Below are 18,252 nucleotides of genomic sequence, written 5' to 3' on the forward strand. Positions count from 1 at the left end.
TTCCTAAATTAAATATTAACGCTTAGCTAAAAATTAATTGCTTATAACAAATAATGTATAGCATATACATAAAAATTATTTTATATTAGCGTTAATCTAGCTAAAATTCAAAAATTAATTATAATAACCATAAGTTTATAACTTAGTATGTAATACTAAATTTGGCGAACTTAATTGTTCAATATTCACTGATACTACTAATTTATATTATCCTTATATAATTTATTACTAAATTGATTAAATATGTTTTTTTTGATAAATATCTTTATCCGCTATTGATAAATTAGCTTTTTGCTTATTTTTATAATGGTAATTATAAAGTTGATTAGCTTACTAAAAGCTAATCAGTACTCTTAAGAATTTTGATTCTTCCTAATGAAGACTATGCAGAAAAAATTTTGCAATATTTAACACTGCTAAAATAATATTTGCCAATAAGTTATCAAAATAGTTCAAAGTATTCGATAGCCAGCCAACAGGTGCATAATGCAGAAACTATTTTTGATATTGTTTTACCTAAGTCTTTAAGAAACACCCTAATAAAAGTAGTAAAAAATTATTTATAACAACTAAAAATAGTTTTTTATCCATTTTAATCCATTTGATGTGATTACTTGCATCCAAGTAATATCTATGCTAGCCTGAAATATATTTTTCATTGCGGCAAATTTAAACTCTCTCTAATAGAGAGCATATTTATTATCATCTAATTGCAAAACTTTACTTTATTTACGTCCACCATAACAAATTTTTATAGTTTTATAAGTTTATATGTCCAAGCTAACAGCTAGTTACTGCCAATAAATAACTTTATGTTAAAATCTGTTCTTAATCCATAACACAGAACAGGTTATAATTAACAATTTAATAAAGCTTACTAATTTTCCTTTTCGTTTTAAAAAACTCATCAATTAATACACAATTCATTTTTTTATAGCTATCTTTTCTTTTATTAATATCATTATATCTGTCTGTTGTGAAAATAACATTGCATATGCAACTAAAAATTTTGTGAAGTTACTTTATATTAAATTAATATGGTATCTATTTTAGACATAAAAATAATAGTATTAACTGCAGTATTCCTTGCTGAATAATATTACTAAAACTTAGTTCTTAGTTATTTCCTATTTATCTGTTTAGACAAATATTTTAAAAGTTTACTACATACATTATGATAATTAAATATTATTAATAGTTAATATTTATAATAAAAATTAGATAGCTATTAGTAATAACTTAATAAAAGCTTAATAAGAAAACTATTTTACCTATATTAATTTAAAATTAAGTTTATGTTACATACCATAAAGTTGAATAAAAATAAAAAATATTAGCTTTACATCTCAATTTAATTTAAATATAAAATAAATACTATGATTTTATTATATATTTTTAAGTATCCCATGCATTTTATACAAGATGTATAATATTTATCTAATGATAGCTTATATTGCTTTTGCCAATAAGTTTAATTTGTTAAAAACAATAAATTTAATTTTGCAACTTCACTATTGCGGAAAATAGAATAGCATTCTATTATTAGAAGATATCAGCAAACATAAATTTTAATTTGAGAGCATGAAAATGAGCGATTCATTAAAATATTTAAGATTATTAAATAATATTCGTACCTTACGTGCGCTAGCAAGAGAAATATCGTTAGACTCATTACAAGAAATAAATGATAAACTCAATACTGTTATAAATGAGCGTCGCGAAGATGAGAATCAAGCGAGAGCACAATTAGAAGCTCATAGTCAAAAAATTGAAAAGTATATTACATTACTCGAAGGCGAAGGACTCAGTATAGATGATCTGGTTACTGCAAAAACTTCATCAAAAACATCTAGCTGCACTAAACGCGCAGTAAGACCGGCTAAATATAAATATAAAAATGAAAATGGTGAAATAAAAACCTGGACCGGTCAAGGTCGTACACCAGCTGTCATCAAAAGTGCACTAAATCAAGGTAAAAAAATAGAGTTTTTTTTAATTTAAATATTATTTCTATACTTAGGTTATTTTTATTACATATGTTAATAACATTAATTGATGATAAGTATCAAAGCAAAAATTTTTACTAAATAAGATAACACTAAGAATACTAAAATACATTATAATAAGTAAGCTAAGATAAAAATTATGATGCATTTTTGAGTAACTTTATTTCCATAAAAAAACATCAATATAAAATAAAAATTTATTAATAATTTTAGATAAATTAAAATTATTTAGTATAGTGATATTTTATTTATCAAATATTTATATTATAAATAATATAAATGTGATTTAAAATAATAAAAAGATATTATTAAAAATAATTTTAATTAAATATTAGAAATAATATTGCCATAACTATCCTAAACAATTTTAAAATACTTTATATTATCTTAATAATATTAAATTTTACGATTTTAATATTTTTGTAACAAATTTTAAAAATGGAAACACAATTCATGCAATAATATATATAAAAATTATACTGCTTTCGGCCTGATATAAAATGGTTAATTTTTTAAAATATTTAATATAATAAATTTATCGTTCATAAAACAAAATTTTAAATAGCTTCTTATCTAAGAAGCCATCAAAATTTTTTATTTATTTTGCTACAACAGACATCGTGTGATACAATATTTTTTTTGCTTATTTATAAATAATCAAGCTTGTTCAACAACTGCCATAAAAGCTTACCACTTTATCGATAAAGACATATTAATTATTCCACTTCAATATTAAATAAATAAAAGAAAATGTCTTTTATAAAATGTTATATTGATAGATATTATCAGATACAAGAAGATATTTAAATTCGGTAATCAATTAGAATGAAATTTGTCTCATTTAACATTAATAGCCTAAGAGCACGCATCCACCAGCTTGAAGCTATCATTGAAAAACATCAACCTGATGTCATTGGCTTACAAGAGACAAAAGTTGATGATAGTGCATTTCCTTTAGAGCAAGTTAATCATTTAGGTTATCATATCTGTTACCATGGCCAAAAAGCACATTATGGCGTAGCACTATTTTGCAAAAAAAAGCCAATTCTTATTAAGAAAGGATTTTCTGGCAGCAATATTGATGCCCAACGCCGTATTATTATGGTAGATATTGAGACAGAAAAAGGAATAATTACCATAATAAATGGTTATTTCCCTCAAGGTGAGTGTCGTGATCATCCAACAAAATTTGCCGCTAAAGCAAAATTTTTCCAAGATTTGCAACTTTATTTGCAAAATAATCTTTTACCTAAATCCCATGTTATTCTTATGGGAGATATGAATATTAGTCCAACAGATCATGATATTGGCATTGGTGAAATTAATAAAAAACGTTGGTTAAGTACGGGTAAATGCTCTTTTTTACCGGAAGAACGTAAATGGATGGATAAATTAAAATCCTGGGGATTAATAGATACATATCGTAAAAAAAATCCAGAAATTATTGATCAATTTTCATGGTTTGATTACCGCTCAAATGGTTTTTTCTATAACCGTGGTTTGCGAATTGATTTGATTCTAGCATCAAATTCGTTGTTTGCTTGCTGTGGTGAAACAGGCATTGATTATGCCATTAGAAGTATGAAAAAATCTTCAGATCATGCCCCTATTTGGGCAAATTTTAATTTAAGTTAAAATTAAATGATAGCCATATTTTATAATTTGATTTTATATTTTGGCTAATACTCTTATTCTTTACTGATAATTTTTTATCCGTTTCATTTTTTATGAAACGATATGGTACGTAATCACAAGACTGTTTTTCACTGATTTGGGTTAATTGAAATTAGCATTATAATGCTGCCAGCCACCAGCGATAAAAACTAAGGTATAGTTTTTTTAACTAAAAATTGGCGTTTATCATTAGTTGTTTTGCTACAGGAGAGTGTTTGGGTAATAACTGCTACTTAAATATATTACAGTGAGTAAGTATCTGGAAATGCAGCAAAGATACTATTTATTTTTTTAAATACCGCCACTGGGGTATAAATCTATAAATAACATGATGAGTTTAAAAGGTGCTTTATATATTAATTTTTTTTGGCAATTAACACAATTTAGCTTGACTGATAGTTAGTTTTTAGTAACATTAAAATTAACAATAAAATATAGCTGGTGGAAATACTATGACTATAAAAGTAGGTATTAATGGGTTCGGTCGTATTGGCCGTGTTGTTTTTCGGGCGGCTCAAGAGCGTAAAGAAATAGAAATATTGGCAATTAATGATTTATTCGAGGCCAATTATATTGCCTATATGCTTAAATATGACTCAACCCATGGCCGGTTCAATGGTACTGTAGAAGTTAAAGATGGCTACCTGGTAGTTAATGGTAAAAATATTCGCTGTACGGTAGAAAAAGATCCTGCTAAGTTGCAGTGGAATCAAGTGGACGTTGATGTAGTTGTGGAAGCAACAGGTATTTTCTTAACTTATGAAACAGCACGCAAACATATTGCAGCTGGTGCTAAAAAAGTAGTTTTAACTAGCCCATCTAAAGAGGATATCCCGATGTTTGTTATGGGTGTTAATCACTGGACCTATAGTGGTCAGGATGTTGTTTGTAATGCCTCTTGTACAACCAACTGCTTAGCACCGTTAGCACAAGTTATCAATGATAAATTTGGCATCATTGAAGGTCTAATTACTACCGTTCATGCAACAACTGCGACTCAAAAAACAGTTGATGGACCTTCAGCTAAAGATTGGCGTAGTGGACGTGGTGCTTTACAAAATATTATTCCTTCGTCTACCGGAGCAGCTAAGGCTGTTGGTCAGGTCATTCCTGAACTGAAAGACAAATTAACCGGTGTGTCTTTCCGTGTTCCAACACCAAATGTTTCAGTTGTCGACCTAACTATTCGGTTAAATAACCCTGCCACTTATAAAGAAATTTGCCATGCTATACAACAAGCAGCAAATGGTAAATTCAAAGGTATTCTTGGGTACACTGAAGATGACGTTGTTTCCACTGACTTTAATGGCGACAAATTAATATCAATTTTTGATGCTAAAGCTGGTATTGCTTTAAACGAAAGTTTTGTAAAATTAGTAGCCTGGTATGATAATGAAACCGGTTATTCGAATAAAGTTTTAGATTTAATTGCATACATTGCTAAATAAATAGGTTAATTACCTACTTCAAGTCGCCATTAATGGCGGCTTTTTTCATTTTATGGCAATAAAAAATAGGATTACTTTTGGGTGGGGTAAGTGGTGGTGAAATTTTTATCAGCTTAAATTTGGCGATTATAGTTATCGCTATCAACGTATTTACATGATATTTAGATATATAAGTACTTATCCAGATAACATATTGGGAAAATTATCTATTTAATTTTTAATATTTACCTTTCCGGTTATCAGTGGTAAGAATGGATAATGGTGTTGTGGTCGAAATAGATAACACCGCTGAAGTGTTATATATGAAGTTACTAGATGCTTAATTGGCCGCCATTTTAGTGAACGTTTATATGTAGGCAGCACGATGTTACCTTCTATAAATACAAAAAAACTTATCTAATCAGCTAGGTAATACCACATATTTTATTCTATCATGATAAACTCTCTGTAGTTAATCAACAAATAATGCATACAAATAATTTATGTTGTGTACGTTCATATTAAAATTTTACGAGGATATAGTTTTATGGGCTTTATGAGTAGCAAGCGCATTCTTATTACTGGTTTAGCTAGTAAACTCTCTATTGCTCATGGTATTGCACAAGCAATGCACCAACAAGGTGCTGAACTTGCCTTCAGTTATCAAGGAGATAAACTTAAATCTCGCGTAGAAAAGATGGCAAAAAACTTTGGCTCTAATATTGTTCTGCCATGTGATGTTGCTTCTGATGAAAGTATCACTATATTATTTTATGAACTAGCAAAAGTATGGCCTAAATTAGATGGTTTTGTCCATTCAATTGCTTATGCCCCAGCGGATCAACTTGATGGTGATTATATAGATGTAGTTACACGCGAGGGCTCACGAATTGCTCACGATATTAGTTCATATAGCTTTGTTGCGTTAGCCAAATCCTGTCGAAAAATGTTAAATCATAATTCGGCCCTAGTTACCATCAGTTATTTGGGCGCTGAGCGAGCGATACCTAACTATAATATAATGGGATTAGCAAAAGCTTCCCTTGAAGCTAATGTCCGTTATATGGCCAATGCAATTGGCCCTGAAGCTATTCGCGTTAACGGCATTTCAGCCGGCCCCATCCGCACTTTGGCGGCATCTGGTATTAAAGATTTTCGTAAAATGCTATCACATTTTGAATCAGTAACTCCAATTCGCCGCACGGTTACAACAGAAGATGTTGGTAATTGTGCTGCTTTCCTTTGTTCTGATTTATCTGCTGGTGTTACAGGTGAAATTTTACATGTTGATGGTGGCTTCAGTATTGCTGCTATGAATGAACTTAAGTTTAAAAAGTAATAGAAAAATCAGCTAACTAATAAACTGATTTACTTTAATTTTTTCATTTATTTATTAAATAAAATCTTCTTGGGCAATGACTCTATACAGTTTAGATAAATAAGGCGGAAGATGATTCGCCGCAAAAACAGTTAAAATACGTTTTATCACAGCAGATCCAATTAATATCCTGAGTACTACCTCCTGCATTTGGTTAGTTTTTTACCTTATATCTAATAAAAGATGCGATAATTTTCTGTAAAGCTAGAATAGCCTGTTGTGTTTCAGTATTTTTTCTAATAAATAGCATGGAAGAACAAGAGGCAGCGCATCTAGCTTTTGCGTTAATAAAATAATTTTTATTACTTTTGACAACCATACACCTAAACTATAGATAAATAATTTTTGCATCAAGTAATAAGCAAACAGTTAATTACAATATTGCTTTGCGTAAATATGAGCAATTTATTCACTGGCAGGCTAGCGATTTTAATAAAAAATTTATTAACCATCAGCTATTTTTATAATTATTTAGTATCAAATCAGATATGATAACTTTGGCTATTTTGTCTAATAATTTCTGAGGAGTTAATTAATGAAACAGGTGGTGTATGTTGCCAGTGCAGAAAGCAAGCAAATTCATGTTTGGTCAATGGATGAAAATGGCAACCTGACATTATTACAACAGTTGACATTACCAGGTGAAGTACACCCAATGCAGATTAGTCGTGATTGTAGACACCTTTATGTTGGTATTCGCCCTAATTGCGCTATTATTACTTACCTGATTTCAGCTGAAGGAAAACTAAGTAAACAGGCAATTACCGCTATTCATGCCACGCCAACTCATATTGAAATTGATCGTCATGGTCGTTGGTTATTTATTCCCTCCTATCATCAAGGTACTTTAATGGTGTTGCCGGTTGATCAACATAAGATCGCTCAGTCACCGATTCAAGTTATTAGCGATTTAAAACATCCCCATGCATCGGGGGTAAGTTTTGATAACTCACGCTTATTTGTCACTTGTTTAGGAGAAGATCATATTAGGATTTATATCATTAATAACAATGGATATTTAACTGAACAGGTTGCTCATCGGATTACGACTAACAAAGGCGCTGGGCCACGTCATTTGGCGTTTTTACCCAACCAGAACTGTTTTTATTGTTTAAATGAGTTAGATGCCACAATTAATGTTTATTCTGCATTTGAACCTTATCAGCAAAGTCAAAAATGTGCCATTTTGCCAGCTAGATTAGAATGTAACCATTGGGCTGCCGATATTCATATTACTCCAAATGGTCGTCATCTTTATGCTAGTGAACGTTCTACCAGTATTATTAGCCACTTTAAGGTGACAAAGGATGGATTAGAATTATTGCCGATAACAGCTTATGCAACCGAAACTCAACCACGTGGCTTTAATATTGATCAAAGTGGTAATTTTTTGCTGTCAGCTGGCCAAAAGTCTAATCATATTGCTGTTTATAAAATAAATGAGGTTACTGGCGCGTTACAAGTATTAAAACGTTATCCGGTTGGTAAGGGACCGATGTGGATCACTACGCATTCTATTAAAAAATAAATTATTTTAAATTTACAGTTTAATAACTATTTTTTTTATCGCTTGAGTTAACTTAGTTAACTGTGGGGCGGTAATGATATAGGGAGGCATTAGGTAAATTAATTTACCAAATGGCCGGATCCATACCCCTTCAGCTACAAAATTACGTTGTAATTCAGGTACATTTACAGAATTTTTCATTTCAACAACACCAATTGCGCCTAGTACACGCACGTCAGTAACTTTTTCTTGATCTCTTAATGGGAAAAGTTCATCCATCAATTGAGTTTCAATGTCTTTTACCCATTTTTGCCATGGGCTATTCCTTAATAAGGTGATGTTAGCATCAGCGATCGCACAGGCTAATGGATTGCCCATAAAAGTTGGCCCATGCATAAAACAGCCAGCTTTACCTTTGCTTATGGTGTCTGCTATATGGCGGCTGGTTAAAGTCGCTGACAGAGTCACATAACCACCGGTTAGTGCTTTACCTAAACACAAAATATCTGGGGTAATTGCACTATATTGATACGCAAATAATTTTCCGGTACGGCCAAATCCGGTAGCAATTTCATCTGCAATCAGCAAAATATTATAGTGATCGCATAATTCTCTAACTGCCGTTAGATAATTAGGGTGATAAATTCGCATACCGCCTGCTCCCTGAACAATTGGTTCAACGATAATAGCAGCAATTTTTTCTGCTTTTTTAGTTAGCAATTTTTGTAATGGGAGCAAAGTGGCTGCTTGCCATTGCTGATAAAACCCGCATTGAGGAGCTTGAACGAAAAAATTTTTTGGTAGATAACCATGATAAAGGCTATGCATTGAGTTTTCCGGATCGCAAACAGACATAGCACCAAAGGTATCACCATGATATCCTCGTTGTAAGGCAATAAACTGGTGGCGCGCTTCCCCTCGTGCCTGCCAATATTGTAATGACATTTTTAATGCTACCTCTACCGCTACTGAGCCTGAATCAGCTAGAAAAATACATTCTAATTTATCATCAGTTATATCAATTAATTGTCGGCACAAAGCGGTAGCTGATGGATGAGTGATGCCGCCAAACATAATATGGGACATTTTTTTTAATTGCTGAGTAGCAGCTTGATTGAGTACCGGATGATTATAGCCGTGAATTACTGCCCACCAAGAAGCCATACCATCAATCAGTTTTCTGCCATCGGCTAATTCAAGTTCTACACCTGATGCTCGTACGATAGGATAAGCAGGTATTGGTTTAGTCATTGAAGTGTATGGGTGCCAAATATGTTTAGCATCAAAGTTAATATCGTCTAGTTTCATTATATATAGTCAATTAATTTTATTTATTTTGGTTGATATGATACCGCAGTTATTTAAACTGGCAATCTTTTTTGTTTAATAAGATGGAATGGTGGAAATAGAAAAATACGGCATGCTTAGTCATGCCGCATTATTTTATTTACCTTTGGTGGATTACTTTTTCAATATCAGCAAGTTCGTCGTCGATATAAGGTACGTTTCTTGACAACAATAATGAATAGATTTATTTTTTTTACTCTATTTTAGCTGTCGCTATTGCATGTATTATGATGCCAACCTCTTTTGTCCGGCTCTATGCTAAACGTGAACAGATAAAGATGTAAGCATTATACTTGATGGTATGAGCTAACTATCTATTTTATGGCTATAAGTTATTAAAAGCTGCTAATCTAAAAAAGATAAAGATCAAGAATATAGTTATTTATTCCTATTTATGTAGGAAATTAAATTGTGATTATTGCCTTAATGAACAAGCAATAAGGTAAAGCTTGAATTGCTGGTGATAAAATTAAGTAAAGCGGTTGGACTGATTTTTTGATGAAGACATTGTTGACTATTTTAGGTAAAATTCCATCCATTTGATGTATAGTACGCCGGCTCAAAAACATTATCTTAAGCTGTTAAGAAAATTTATGAGTCCGATGAATTTTGAATTTTCCATGTTGTATTGGCTTGTTCATTTGCTTGTTTAGTTAAAACAGGTATTGGCTTAGCTTGTCTAATATATATAACTCAGCAGTTAGCTAAACTGGTTGATCATTATCCTTATATCAGTAAGCAATTACCCTTAATTTATCCACTTTTATATGGAATGTTATATTATGAATAAATGTTTTTTTCTGACCGGAACAGATACAGATGTAGGTAAAACTGTTGTTGGCTGCGCGCTGTTACAAGCAGCCGCAGATAACGGCTATAAAACTGCAGGCTATAAGCCGGTAGCTTCAGGGGGCGAACAATTAACGGTTGGCTTAAGAAATTCTGATGCTCAGTTATTGATAAAAAATAGTAACGTTAAACTTAATTACCATGATGTTAATCCTATTGTTTTTGCTCAAACAACGTCACCCCATATTGCCAGTCAGTTAACAGGAGAGCTTATTGATTGGCAGATAATGCATGTAGGATTAAATAAATTAAAACAGTATTCTAACTGGATAATTGTTGAAGGTGCTGGTGGATGGTACACACCTATTTGTACTGAGAAAACCTTAGCTGATTGGGTTATACAACAACAATTACCAGTAATATTAGTAGTTGGGGTTAAATTAGGGTGTATCAACCATGCAATGTTAACCGCACAGGCCATTGAGCAAAGCGGGTTATTATTTGCCGGCTGGGTTGCTAATGAAATTGTTTTACCTGGTAAATATCAACAGGCGTATTTGCTAACATTAAAGCAGCGGCTGTCAGCACCATGTTTAGGCGTTATTCCACATTTACCGGATTGGAAATCTCATTCTATTGGCGAATTTGTAAATTTAGATCACATACTGTGATAGTACTTCCTTGTAAAAATTTATTCTGTGATTATTTGACGGGAGAAAAGTTTTTGTCATACCCAAGTATAAATCAGACAATTATAGATGTTTAAAATAATTTCTTGATTTATCTACCATTCATGTTAATAACTCTGTGTATTAGATTAGTCTGGTAGGGTAGTTAGTTGATGCTATTTTCGTTTATAAATTATAATTCGATAAATATTCACCTATTATATAAAATTATTGACATTATCTGATGGTTATCAACTAGAAGCGTATATTTCCATTTCCAATAACTTTATTGAAAAAGCTATTTTTTTTGAATTGGTACCTTTAAATTAGAATTATAAAATGATTCTACTATGGTAGAAAAATTACGTTATGCATTAAAGTTATTTTTGCCGTCAATAGTACTTTTTATACAATTAGATCATGTATTAATTGGATGCGATTAAATTGCATTTTTTACTGGTAAGGAGGATAAATAACAGATAAATGGTTATTCAATCAGCTAATTTAAATGTTAGTTTAATAGTTAGCGCAATGCTATGATGATGCTGCAGTGGTTACTTTCAATAATAAAGTATGTAATCACAACTTAATAATATTAACACCTTCATTTTGATGATTATCCGGTTATTATCGATAAATAGTTACAGGATACTGCCAATATTGCGTCTGTGTTATTATAGGGTAACGTAGTAGTATTTTAAAAATTGCTGAATTTATTATGAATAATATGAAAACTAAAGCGCAATTTTAGAAAAAATATTATTTAACTTAATAGCAAACCATTAGTTAGGTTGAGGACATACAACATACAGAGGGATTAAGTCGCATTTAAGTTTTGGTAACATAATTTTTATTTAATTTATTGAAATTAAGCCAACAAAGTAAAATTAACATAAAACCTTTACTTATTTGCGCATATGAAACCATTTTTTTAGCATAAAATTATGATATACTTCACTTAAGTTGACTGAGTTATTTAGTTTATAAATAACTTTATCTTTAACGCAAGTGATGAGGGTAATCATCATGGATCGATTTGAACGTCAAAATTATTCGATCTTCCAGCGCGCTGGAGCAGGTATTCAACCCTATATGGCGCAAGTATATGGCTGGATGATGGTCGGTTTGTTATTAACTGCGTTTGTTGCTTGGTATGCTATTAATAATAGTAATATTATTATGTATCTAGCAACGCATAGTTGGGTATTGATAGGCTTCATTGTTGCTGAATTTTCATTAGTCATAGGATTATCATCTCTGTTGCCTAAACTAAATAGAGCACTGGCGACAGGAATGTTTATGCTCTACTCAGCACTGACAGGTTTAACTATTTCTTTAGTATTAGTTGCTTACGCTGGTGCTACTGTGGCTAGTACCTTTTTCATAACTGCTGCTACTTTTGGGGTACTTAGTTTTTATGGTTCTGTAACCAAACGCAGCTTAAGCGGAATAGGTAGCTTCTTATTTATGATAATAATCGGTCTAGTTATTACTTCATTGGTTAATATTTGGTTGCAAAGTTCTGGCTTAACGTTGGTTATTACCTACGTTGGGGTGTTAATATTTGCAGGTTTGACAGCTTATGATACACAGAAATTGAAAGATATGGGTAGCCATATTGATATTCATGATCCAGAAGATATGCGTAAATACGCTATTCTTGGTGCGTTGACACTCTATTTAGATTTTCTTAACTTATTCTTAATAATGCTACGTATTATTGGTGATCGTCGTTAATTTAATCGGTCTTATTAGAAAATCCTGCTAAAAATATTAGCGGGATTTTTTATTTTTTCATTTAAGCTAATTTTTAGCTAAAATTGTTTTAATCGGATTGATCCAGATACAATTTGTTTAGACAAACTGGAATATTTTACATTAGCTAAACGTAGCATGAGAACATGCTGGTATCATAAAAAATAAATACATCAATAAATGCTTAGGCGATCTTAGTGGTTAGTTTTAGCCGGGGAAGTTAAATCTTGAAAGTGTTTCTTGATATAATTAATAGTATTCATCATTAATTGTGCTACTTAAACTTTAACCTGATCTAGTTCTTGGCTACGATAACTACTTTATAATATATTTAATTTTGCTTTTGCGATAGCAAGAATACCTATAGCTTGCTGCAGGCTATGATGATATATATATTCCTATAAAAGATAAATAATATTGATTGGATTTAATCTATTAACATTATTTTTAGTCTATAGTAGAAAGGCTAATAATAATTAATATCCAAACAAAATATATCGCACGACGAGATAAAAATATAGCTATGGCTAAAGGGCAAGTTAACTATAATACAATAAATAGCAATCCATAATCTGATCTCTTCATCTAATATTATTTAAATGTACTCATTTTTTGAGTTGTTATATCAAAACAATAATTTTTGCTAACTAAAAATACGCATCTTTTTAAGAAAAGATTTAGTAACAACTGAATTAATTTACAATTAAAATATATCCAGTAAATTGATTATTTCTCTTAATATAAAGAGATTTTTTTACCTAAATGGATAGATAAAACAAAGGATAGATAGTTACTTTGAGAGAATCGGATCTATTTATTGAGTATGCAGTTGGATAAATGTTTAATTTTATTGTTGGAGAAGTACATAACATCGTTAAGAGTGATAATAGCTTAGTGGAAACACCTAAGCTGGTTGCTAAAATATATGTTAACAAAATTTTCTTAGGGCTAAATTAGCAGAATTTTCCTAAAAAAACTGTTATCGAAAATAAAATGGTCCGAATAAATTTAAATTTATTCAACCACTAATGAATTTTGCTGAAAATACTGCTTTAATGAGCCAGTTAATAACTGATTTTTATTCATATCAGTTTATAAACTGATTGCTTCTTATCTTACTTACAGTAAGATAACTATAGTTAATATCAAATTAGGTACTATTAATGATGATAGGCATAAATTAGTGTAATTTTAATCTAGGTCTAATAATACTATTAATACTACCTACTAGTATCATCAATCCAGTTTTAATATAACCGTGTAACGCTATTTGATGCATGCGATAAAGTGAAATATAGATTATACGAGCTATTTTTCCTTTAACCATTATATCACCATGCACTAAATTTACCATTAGGCTACCTACTGTACTAAAACGAGATAATGATACTAAACAACCATGATCTTTATAAAGATATTCTTGCAAATCTTTATTTTCGAGTAATGCAAAAATATTTTTATAACACAAAGTAGCCATTTGATGTGCAGCTTGAGCGCGTGGAGGCACAAATCCACCACCCTTTTTAGGGCAAGATGCACAATCCCCAATGGCAAAAATAGAATTATCTAGCGTCGTTTGTAGTGTTAGGTTCACTACTAATTGATTAATTTGATTGGTTTCTAAGCCACCAATTTGGTGCATAAAATCAGGCGCTTTAATACCAGTTGCCCAAACCATAAGATCTGCATTAATTTTTTCGCCTGATTGAGTGTTAATACCATTGCTATCAGCACTCGTTACCATGGTTTGTGTTAAAACACAAACCCCTAATTTGGTTAATTCATGATGAGCAGCAGTTGATATTCGTACTGGTAGTGCCGGTAAGATACGTTCTCCAGCCTCAACTAGGGTTACATTAAGCGCTTTTTTATCCAAGCCTTCAAAACCATAATTGGTTAATTGCTCGATAGTGTTATAGAGTTCAGCAGAAAGTTCTACCCCAGTTGCACCACCACCAACAATTACAATATTAATTTTATTATCTGGTTTATTTTGCATTGAGTTTCTGAGAAATAAATTTAGCATTTCTTCATGAAAACGATGCGCTTGCTGAGGGCTATCCAGGAAAATACAATGCTCTTTTACTCCGGCGGTCCCAAAATCATTAGACACTCTGCCTAACGCCATAACTAAAATATCAAAATCTAATTGCCGCTCTGGAACTAATAATTGGCCTTCTTTATCATGTATCGCTGCCAGCTTAATTTTTTTATTTTCACGATCAATATCGGTAAAACAACCTAATTGAAAATAAAAATAGTGATTACGAGCATGCGCTAAATAACTTAGAGCATCAACATCAGGATCTAAAGAGCCAGCGGCTACTTCATGTAGTAGAGGTTTCCACAAATGGCTTTGATTGCGGTCAACTAATATAATCTTAGCTTTATTTTTACGCCCTAATTGATCCCCTAACTTAGTTACCAGTTCTAATCCTCCTGCACCACCACCGACAATGATAATCTTGGGGTTTGGCTTCATTATAACTACCTTATCCTATCCTAAAATAATAGTTTATTATTTAAATAAATTTAATGATTATCTTTAATATGAAATTAATTAAATCATTATACTAGATGGCTTTTAAAAAAAATATTGATTACCATAAAGCATAGTATACTGAGTAAAATAAATTATAATACTTTTATTTTCAGTATAATGTTTGTTTATTTTTAGGTAATAAACCCCATATATTATTAATATAATAATGATCTATAGTTAAATTTAAATAACTATTACTTTATATATAAAATAATTATAATTACAATTTCAATAAAATTTTGTTTTAACTCCATCTAATACCTGGTTCATTAATTAAATATTACTTTTAATATATTTTTCTATATCTCTAGGGTATTTACTAGCAGATAAATTTAAATATAATAATATGTCACTGCTGTGACATGACGTTAAAATTTTCTAACAGACATTATATTATATAAAATATTTTTATGAGTAATATTTTATTTATAATTTGAACTATGTTAAATAAAAGAACTAAAAATTTTAATGTAATGTTAACTAATCAGAACGTAGTGAACGCTTATATTATACTAATTTAGCTTGCCTCTAATATACTGATCTTCAATAGTTACAAAGACTTAATCAGTAGATAGTAATACTTGACAAAATTATTGTCCACTTTAAATGGTTGTCTGTCGCATTTAAAATTTGCCTGTGAATTGCTCAGGAGCATGTGGGATAATTGATCACAGAAATAATCTTCTTAATGCTATTTTTAAAAAATAGTTGATCATTATCTAGATCTAACTAAACATAATTTTAATATATTTCTACTAAAGCTATGAGTATGTGACTTAATGGTTAATATAATTAAACCAAAGAATAGGCTGTATTAGTAACTCCAACTACCTTATATTTTATCCATACAATAAATAACTTTGGATAAGTGGCAAATTGAGTAAGCTGGCGCAATATTTTATCCTTTTTTGCCATAATATTCAGTAAGCATTTATTTTCACTGCCAAAAGAGTGATGAACTGAAAATTTATCTATTCATTTTTTGTTAACAACGGCCCTAAATGATGACCTCCCACTAAATGCATATGAATATGGAAAACTTCCTGGCCGGAATGTTGGTTACAATTCATAATTAAACGGTATCCATCATAAACAATACTTTCCTGCTTGGCAATCTTTGCCGCGACTATAATCATGTGGCCTAACGTCTGTTCATGCTCTGGTTTCACATCATTAATAGTAGCAATAAAAATATTAGGAATAATTAAAATATGGATGGGTGCTTGTGGTTCTATATCTCTAAACGCCGTAACTAAATCATCCTGATAAACAATATCAGCAGGAACTTCACGGCGTATAATTTTACTAAAAATTGTTTCTACTGCCATAATTCAATCCTTTTAATCTATTTTTTATGAAGATGCAAGCGGTTTAATTACGTTTAATGGTTAAATGAAAAACATCGCAAAAATTTTGCGTAGTAGCTCGCGCAATTTCTTCAACATCTACACCTTTTAATTTGGCTAAAAACTTTGCGACAGCTCTTACATAAGCAGGTTCATTTTCTTGGCCGCGATGTGGAACAGGTGTCAGGTAAGGAGCATCAGTTTCAATTAAAATACGATCTAAGGGCACTATACGTGCCGCCTGGCGGATTTGTTCGACATTATTAAATGTCACTATACCGGAAAATGATATATAAAGCCCTAAATCTAATAATGCTTTAGCCATATTATCATCCTCCGTGAAACAATGTAAAACTCCTCCGCAATCACCAATTTGTTCTTCCTTCAATATCTCTAATGTGTCTTGCTGGGCTTTTCTAGTATGAATAATAACTGGTTTGTTTAACTGACAACCTATCCGAATATGTTGGCGAAAAGAAATTTGTTGCAATTTAGCATTATCACTTTGGTAGTGATAATCCAACCCGGTTTCACCTAACGCAACAACTTCACTGCTGGATGCTAAACATGCAAGCTGATCAAAATCAGAATATCTATTAAGATCAAGCGGATGTATGCCACAAGAAAAGGACACATTGTCACGCTTACCAATTTTCTTTTTCATGCTAACAAAGCCTGGCAATGTGGTTGCCACAGCTAGAATATATTCTACTTTATTAGCCGCAGCTTTTGCGATAACATCATCGATATCTTTATGCTTATTATTATAATTTAAACAATCTAGATGACAGTGTGAATCAACTAAAAACATAACAAACCCTTTTAATTATGGTAATAAAGTGAGTTTTGCCAGTTAATTAACTGAGATATCAATCTTAATTCCTGATTCAATCCCATTACTGACATTAATTGATGACGGCAATTTTGCCATTCAGTAGCGCTTTTTAATAAGACTGAAACAGAACTTATAGCAGCTAATTTAGTTATTAATAATAACTGATCCCGGTTAACACAATAGTTACTTGATTGCAGTTGATATTTTACTGTATCTAACAACAGGCTTATTAGCCAGCTGATCCGACCAGCAGCATCCTCCTGATCTAATTCAGGTAACCAGCTTAAAAGTCTCTTAGTTGATAAATGTTGCATTAATGATTGGCAAAATTTCTTTCTTTTTAGCCAATTCTCTGGCTGTAACAGTGTTAAAGCAGCTAGGGGTGCCCCAGCATTCAATTTTATTCCCGTTTCAATCTCAACTAGTGACAACGTTATTTTTTGTTTTTGTAACCAAGAAATAGTGGTTTTACGTTCCGGAACCGAAAGGTAATAATAAAAACATCTACTACGTAAAGTGGCTAGCAATATATCTGGATATCGTGACTCTAGAAAAAAATAGGTATTGTCTGTTGGCTCTTCTAATGTTTTCAATAATGCGTTGCTGGCTGCTTCTGTTAATGCTTCAACTCTAGGAAACCAAACAACTTTTGCTCCCCCTTGCTGTGCATGGCTAACTAACACTTCAGTTAAACAACGAATAATTTCAATACCTATCGTATTTTTACCTTTCTCAGTGTCAATTTTATGCCAATCTGGATGTGTACCAGCTAACATTAGTTGACAGCTATGACAATCACCACAGCTTTTCATAACCACCGGCTGTTGGCACATCAGCCAGCGGCTAATAGCATAAATGAGCGAATCACTTCCCATTCCAGCATTAGCATGTAATAGTAATGCATGATGTCCTTGCTTTTTCTGATGGAGAGCAATTATCTTCATGTATGCATTATTTAACCATGGATACCAGTTCATT

12 protein-coding genes and 1 pseudogene are annotated in these 18,252 nt (G+C 31.4%); 7 read left to right on the forward strand and 6 right to left on the reverse strand.

Annotated elements, in window-relative coordinates; genetic code table 11:
* Nucleotides 1-728: 728 nt before the first annotated feature.
* A pseudogene (locus tag WBAF_RS02700) lies at nucleotides 729-850 on the reverse strand (thymidine kinase); the annotation flags it as partial.
* Between the two features lie 737 nt (nucleotides 851-1,587).
* On the opposite strand from WBAF_RS02700, the gene WBAF_RS01960 reads away from it, so the two are divergent.
* The 5 genes from WBAF_RS01960 to pgl all read left to right on the forward strand — a co-directional run bounded on the left by WBAF_RS01960 (nucleotide 1,588) and on the right by pgl (nucleotide 8,013).
* Nucleotides 1,588-2,001, forward strand: a complete 414-nt coding sequence (locus WBAF_RS01960; RefSeq protein ID WP_121463377.1) for an H-NS family histone-like protein — start codon at nucleotides 1,588-1,590, stop codon at nucleotides 1,999-2,001.
* A gap of 830 nt (nucleotides 2,002-2,831) precedes the next feature.
* The gene (gene xthA / locus WBAF_RS01965) at nucleotides 2,832-3,641 is read left to right on the forward strand and encodes an exodeoxyribonuclease III (RefSeq protein ID WP_121463378.1); all 810 of its coding nucleotides are present in this window, start codon (nucleotides 2,832-2,834) and stop codon (nucleotides 3,639-3,641) included.
* Between the two features lie 491 nt (nucleotides 3,642-4,132).
* Nucleotides 4,133-5,128 carry a type I glyceraldehyde-3-phosphate dehydrogenase gene (gene gap, locus WBAF_RS01970; RefSeq protein WP_121463379.1) on the forward strand — a complete coding sequence of 332 codons (996 nt, stop codon included), beginning with the start codon at nucleotides 4,133-4,135 and terminating at the stop codon, nucleotides 5,126-5,128.
* Between the two features lie 526 nt (nucleotides 5,129-5,654).
* Entirely contained in the window at nucleotides 5,655-6,446 is a 792-nt protein-coding gene (gene fabI, locus WBAF_RS01975) for an enoyl-ACP reductase FabI (protein WP_121463380.1), read from the forward strand.
* A 574-nt stretch (nucleotides 6,447-7,020) separates the two neighbouring features.
* Nucleotides 7,021-8,013 carry a 6-phosphogluconolactonase gene (gene pgl, locus WBAF_RS01980; protein ID WP_121463381.1) on the forward strand — a complete coding sequence of 331 codons (993 nt, stop codon included), beginning with the start codon at nucleotides 7,021-7,023 and terminating at the stop codon, nucleotides 8,011-8,013.
* A 12-nt stretch (nucleotides 8,014-8,025) separates the two neighbouring features.
* Here the strand turns inward: pgl and bioA are convergent, their stop codons facing one another.
* A complete protein-coding gene (bioA, locus tag WBAF_RS01985) occupies nucleotides 8,026-9,300 on the reverse strand; it encodes an adenosylmethionine--8-amino-7-oxononanoate transaminase (RefSeq protein WP_121463382.1) in 1,275 nt (424 codons plus the stop codon).
* A gap of 821 nt (nucleotides 9,301-10,121) precedes the next feature.
* On the opposite strand from bioA, the gene bioD reads away from it, so the two are divergent.
* On the forward strand, nucleotides 10,122-10,799 hold the full coding sequence (gene bioD, locus WBAF_RS01990; RefSeq protein ID WP_121463383.1) for a dethiobiotin synthase: 678 nt from the start codon (nucleotides 10,122-10,124) through the stop codon (nucleotides 10,797-10,799).
* 1,023 nt (nucleotides 10,800-11,822) lie between these two features.
* Nucleotides 11,823-12,533 (forward strand): Bax inhibitor-1/YccA family protein, encoded by a 711-nt coding sequence (locus WBAF_RS01995; protein WP_121463384.1) that lies wholly within the window; start codon nucleotides 11,823-11,825, stop codon nucleotides 12,531-12,533.
* Nucleotides 12,534-13,731: 1,198 nt separating this feature from the next.
* Here WBAF_RS01995 and WBAF_RS02000 read toward each other — a convergent pair.
* From WBAF_RS02000 to WBAF_RS02015, 4 genes are all read right to left on the reverse strand, one after another.
* Nucleotides 13,732-15,033, reverse strand: a complete 1,302-nt coding sequence (locus WBAF_RS02000; RefSeq protein WP_121463385.1) for an NAD(P)/FAD-dependent oxidoreductase — start codon at nucleotides 15,031-15,033, stop codon at nucleotides 13,732-13,734.
* A gap of 1,031 nt (nucleotides 15,034-16,064) precedes the next feature.
* Nucleotides 16,065-16,421 (reverse strand): purine nucleoside phosphoramidase, encoded by a 357-nt coding sequence (gene hinT, locus WBAF_RS02005; RefSeq protein ID WP_121463386.1) that lies wholly within the window; start codon nucleotides 16,419-16,421, stop codon nucleotides 16,065-16,067.
* A 43-nt stretch (nucleotides 16,422-16,464) separates the two neighbouring features.
* The gene (locus WBAF_RS02010; protein WP_121463387.1) at nucleotides 16,465-17,250 is read right to left on the reverse strand and encodes a YchF/TatD family DNA exonuclease; all 786 of its coding nucleotides are present in this window, start codon (nucleotides 17,248-17,250) and stop codon (nucleotides 16,465-16,467) included.
* An 11-nt stretch (nucleotides 17,251-17,261) separates the two neighbouring features.
* Complete coding sequence (locus tag WBAF_RS02015) at nucleotides 17,262-18,251, reverse strand: DNA polymerase III delta subunit-related protein (protein WP_121463388.1); 990 nt, start codon at nucleotides 18,249-18,251, stop codon at nucleotides 17,262-17,264.
* Between the last annotated feature and the right edge of the window lies 1 nt (nucleotide 18,252).

This window comes from Arsenophonus endosymbiont of Aleurodicus dispersus, assembly GCF_900343015.1.
Lineage (GTDB): Bacteria > Pseudomonadota > Gammaproteobacteria > Enterobacterales > Enterobacteriaceae > Arsenophonus.

What these genes read in the sequence shown, in the direction of transcription:
- WBAF_RS01960 (WP_121463377.1), top strand. Translation starts at nt 1,588, where the DNA reads ATGAGCGATTCATTAAAATATTTAAGATTATTAAATAATATTCGTACC.
- xthA (WP_121463378.1), top strand. Translation starts at nt 2,832, where the DNA reads ATGAAATTTGTCTCATTTAACATTAATAGCCTAAGAGCACGCATCCAC.
- gap (WP_121463379.1), top strand. Translation starts at nt 4,133, where the DNA reads ATGACTATAAAAGTAGGTATTAATGGGTTCGGTCGTATTGGCCGTGTT.
- fabI (WP_121463380.1), top strand. Translation starts at nt 5,655, where the DNA reads ATGGGCTTTATGAGTAGCAAGCGCATTCTTATTACTGGTTTAGCTAGT.
- pgl (WP_121463381.1), top strand. Translation starts at nt 7,021, where the DNA reads ATGAAACAGGTGGTGTATGTTGCCAGTGCAGAAAGCAAGCAAATTCAT.
- bioA (WP_121463382.1), bottom strand. Translation starts at nt 9,300, where the DNA reads ATGAAACTAGACGATATTAACTTTGATGCTAAACATATTTGGCACCCA.
- bioD (WP_121463383.1), top strand. Translation starts at nt 10,122, where the DNA reads ATGAATAAATGTTTTTTTCTGACCGGAACAGATACAGATGTAGGTAAA.
- WBAF_RS01995 (WP_121463384.1), top strand. Translation starts at nt 11,823, where the DNA reads ATGGATCGATTTGAACGTCAAAATTATTCGATCTTCCAGCGCGCTGGA.
- WBAF_RS02000 (WP_121463385.1), bottom strand. Translation starts at nt 15,033, where the DNA reads ATGAAGCCAAACCCCAAGATTATCATTGTCGGTGGTGGTGCAGGAGGA.
- hinT (WP_121463386.1), bottom strand. Translation starts at nt 16,421, where the DNA reads ATGGCAGTAGAAACAATTTTTAGTAAAATTATACGCCGTGAAGTTCCT.
- WBAF_RS02010 (WP_121463387.1), bottom strand. Translation starts at nt 17,250, where the DNA reads ATGTTTTTAGTTGATTCACACTGTCATCTAGATTGTTTAAATTATAAT.
- WBAF_RS02015 (WP_121463388.1), bottom strand. Translation starts at nt 18,251, where the DNA reads ATGAACTGGTATCCATGGTTAAATAATGCATACATGAAGATAATTGCT.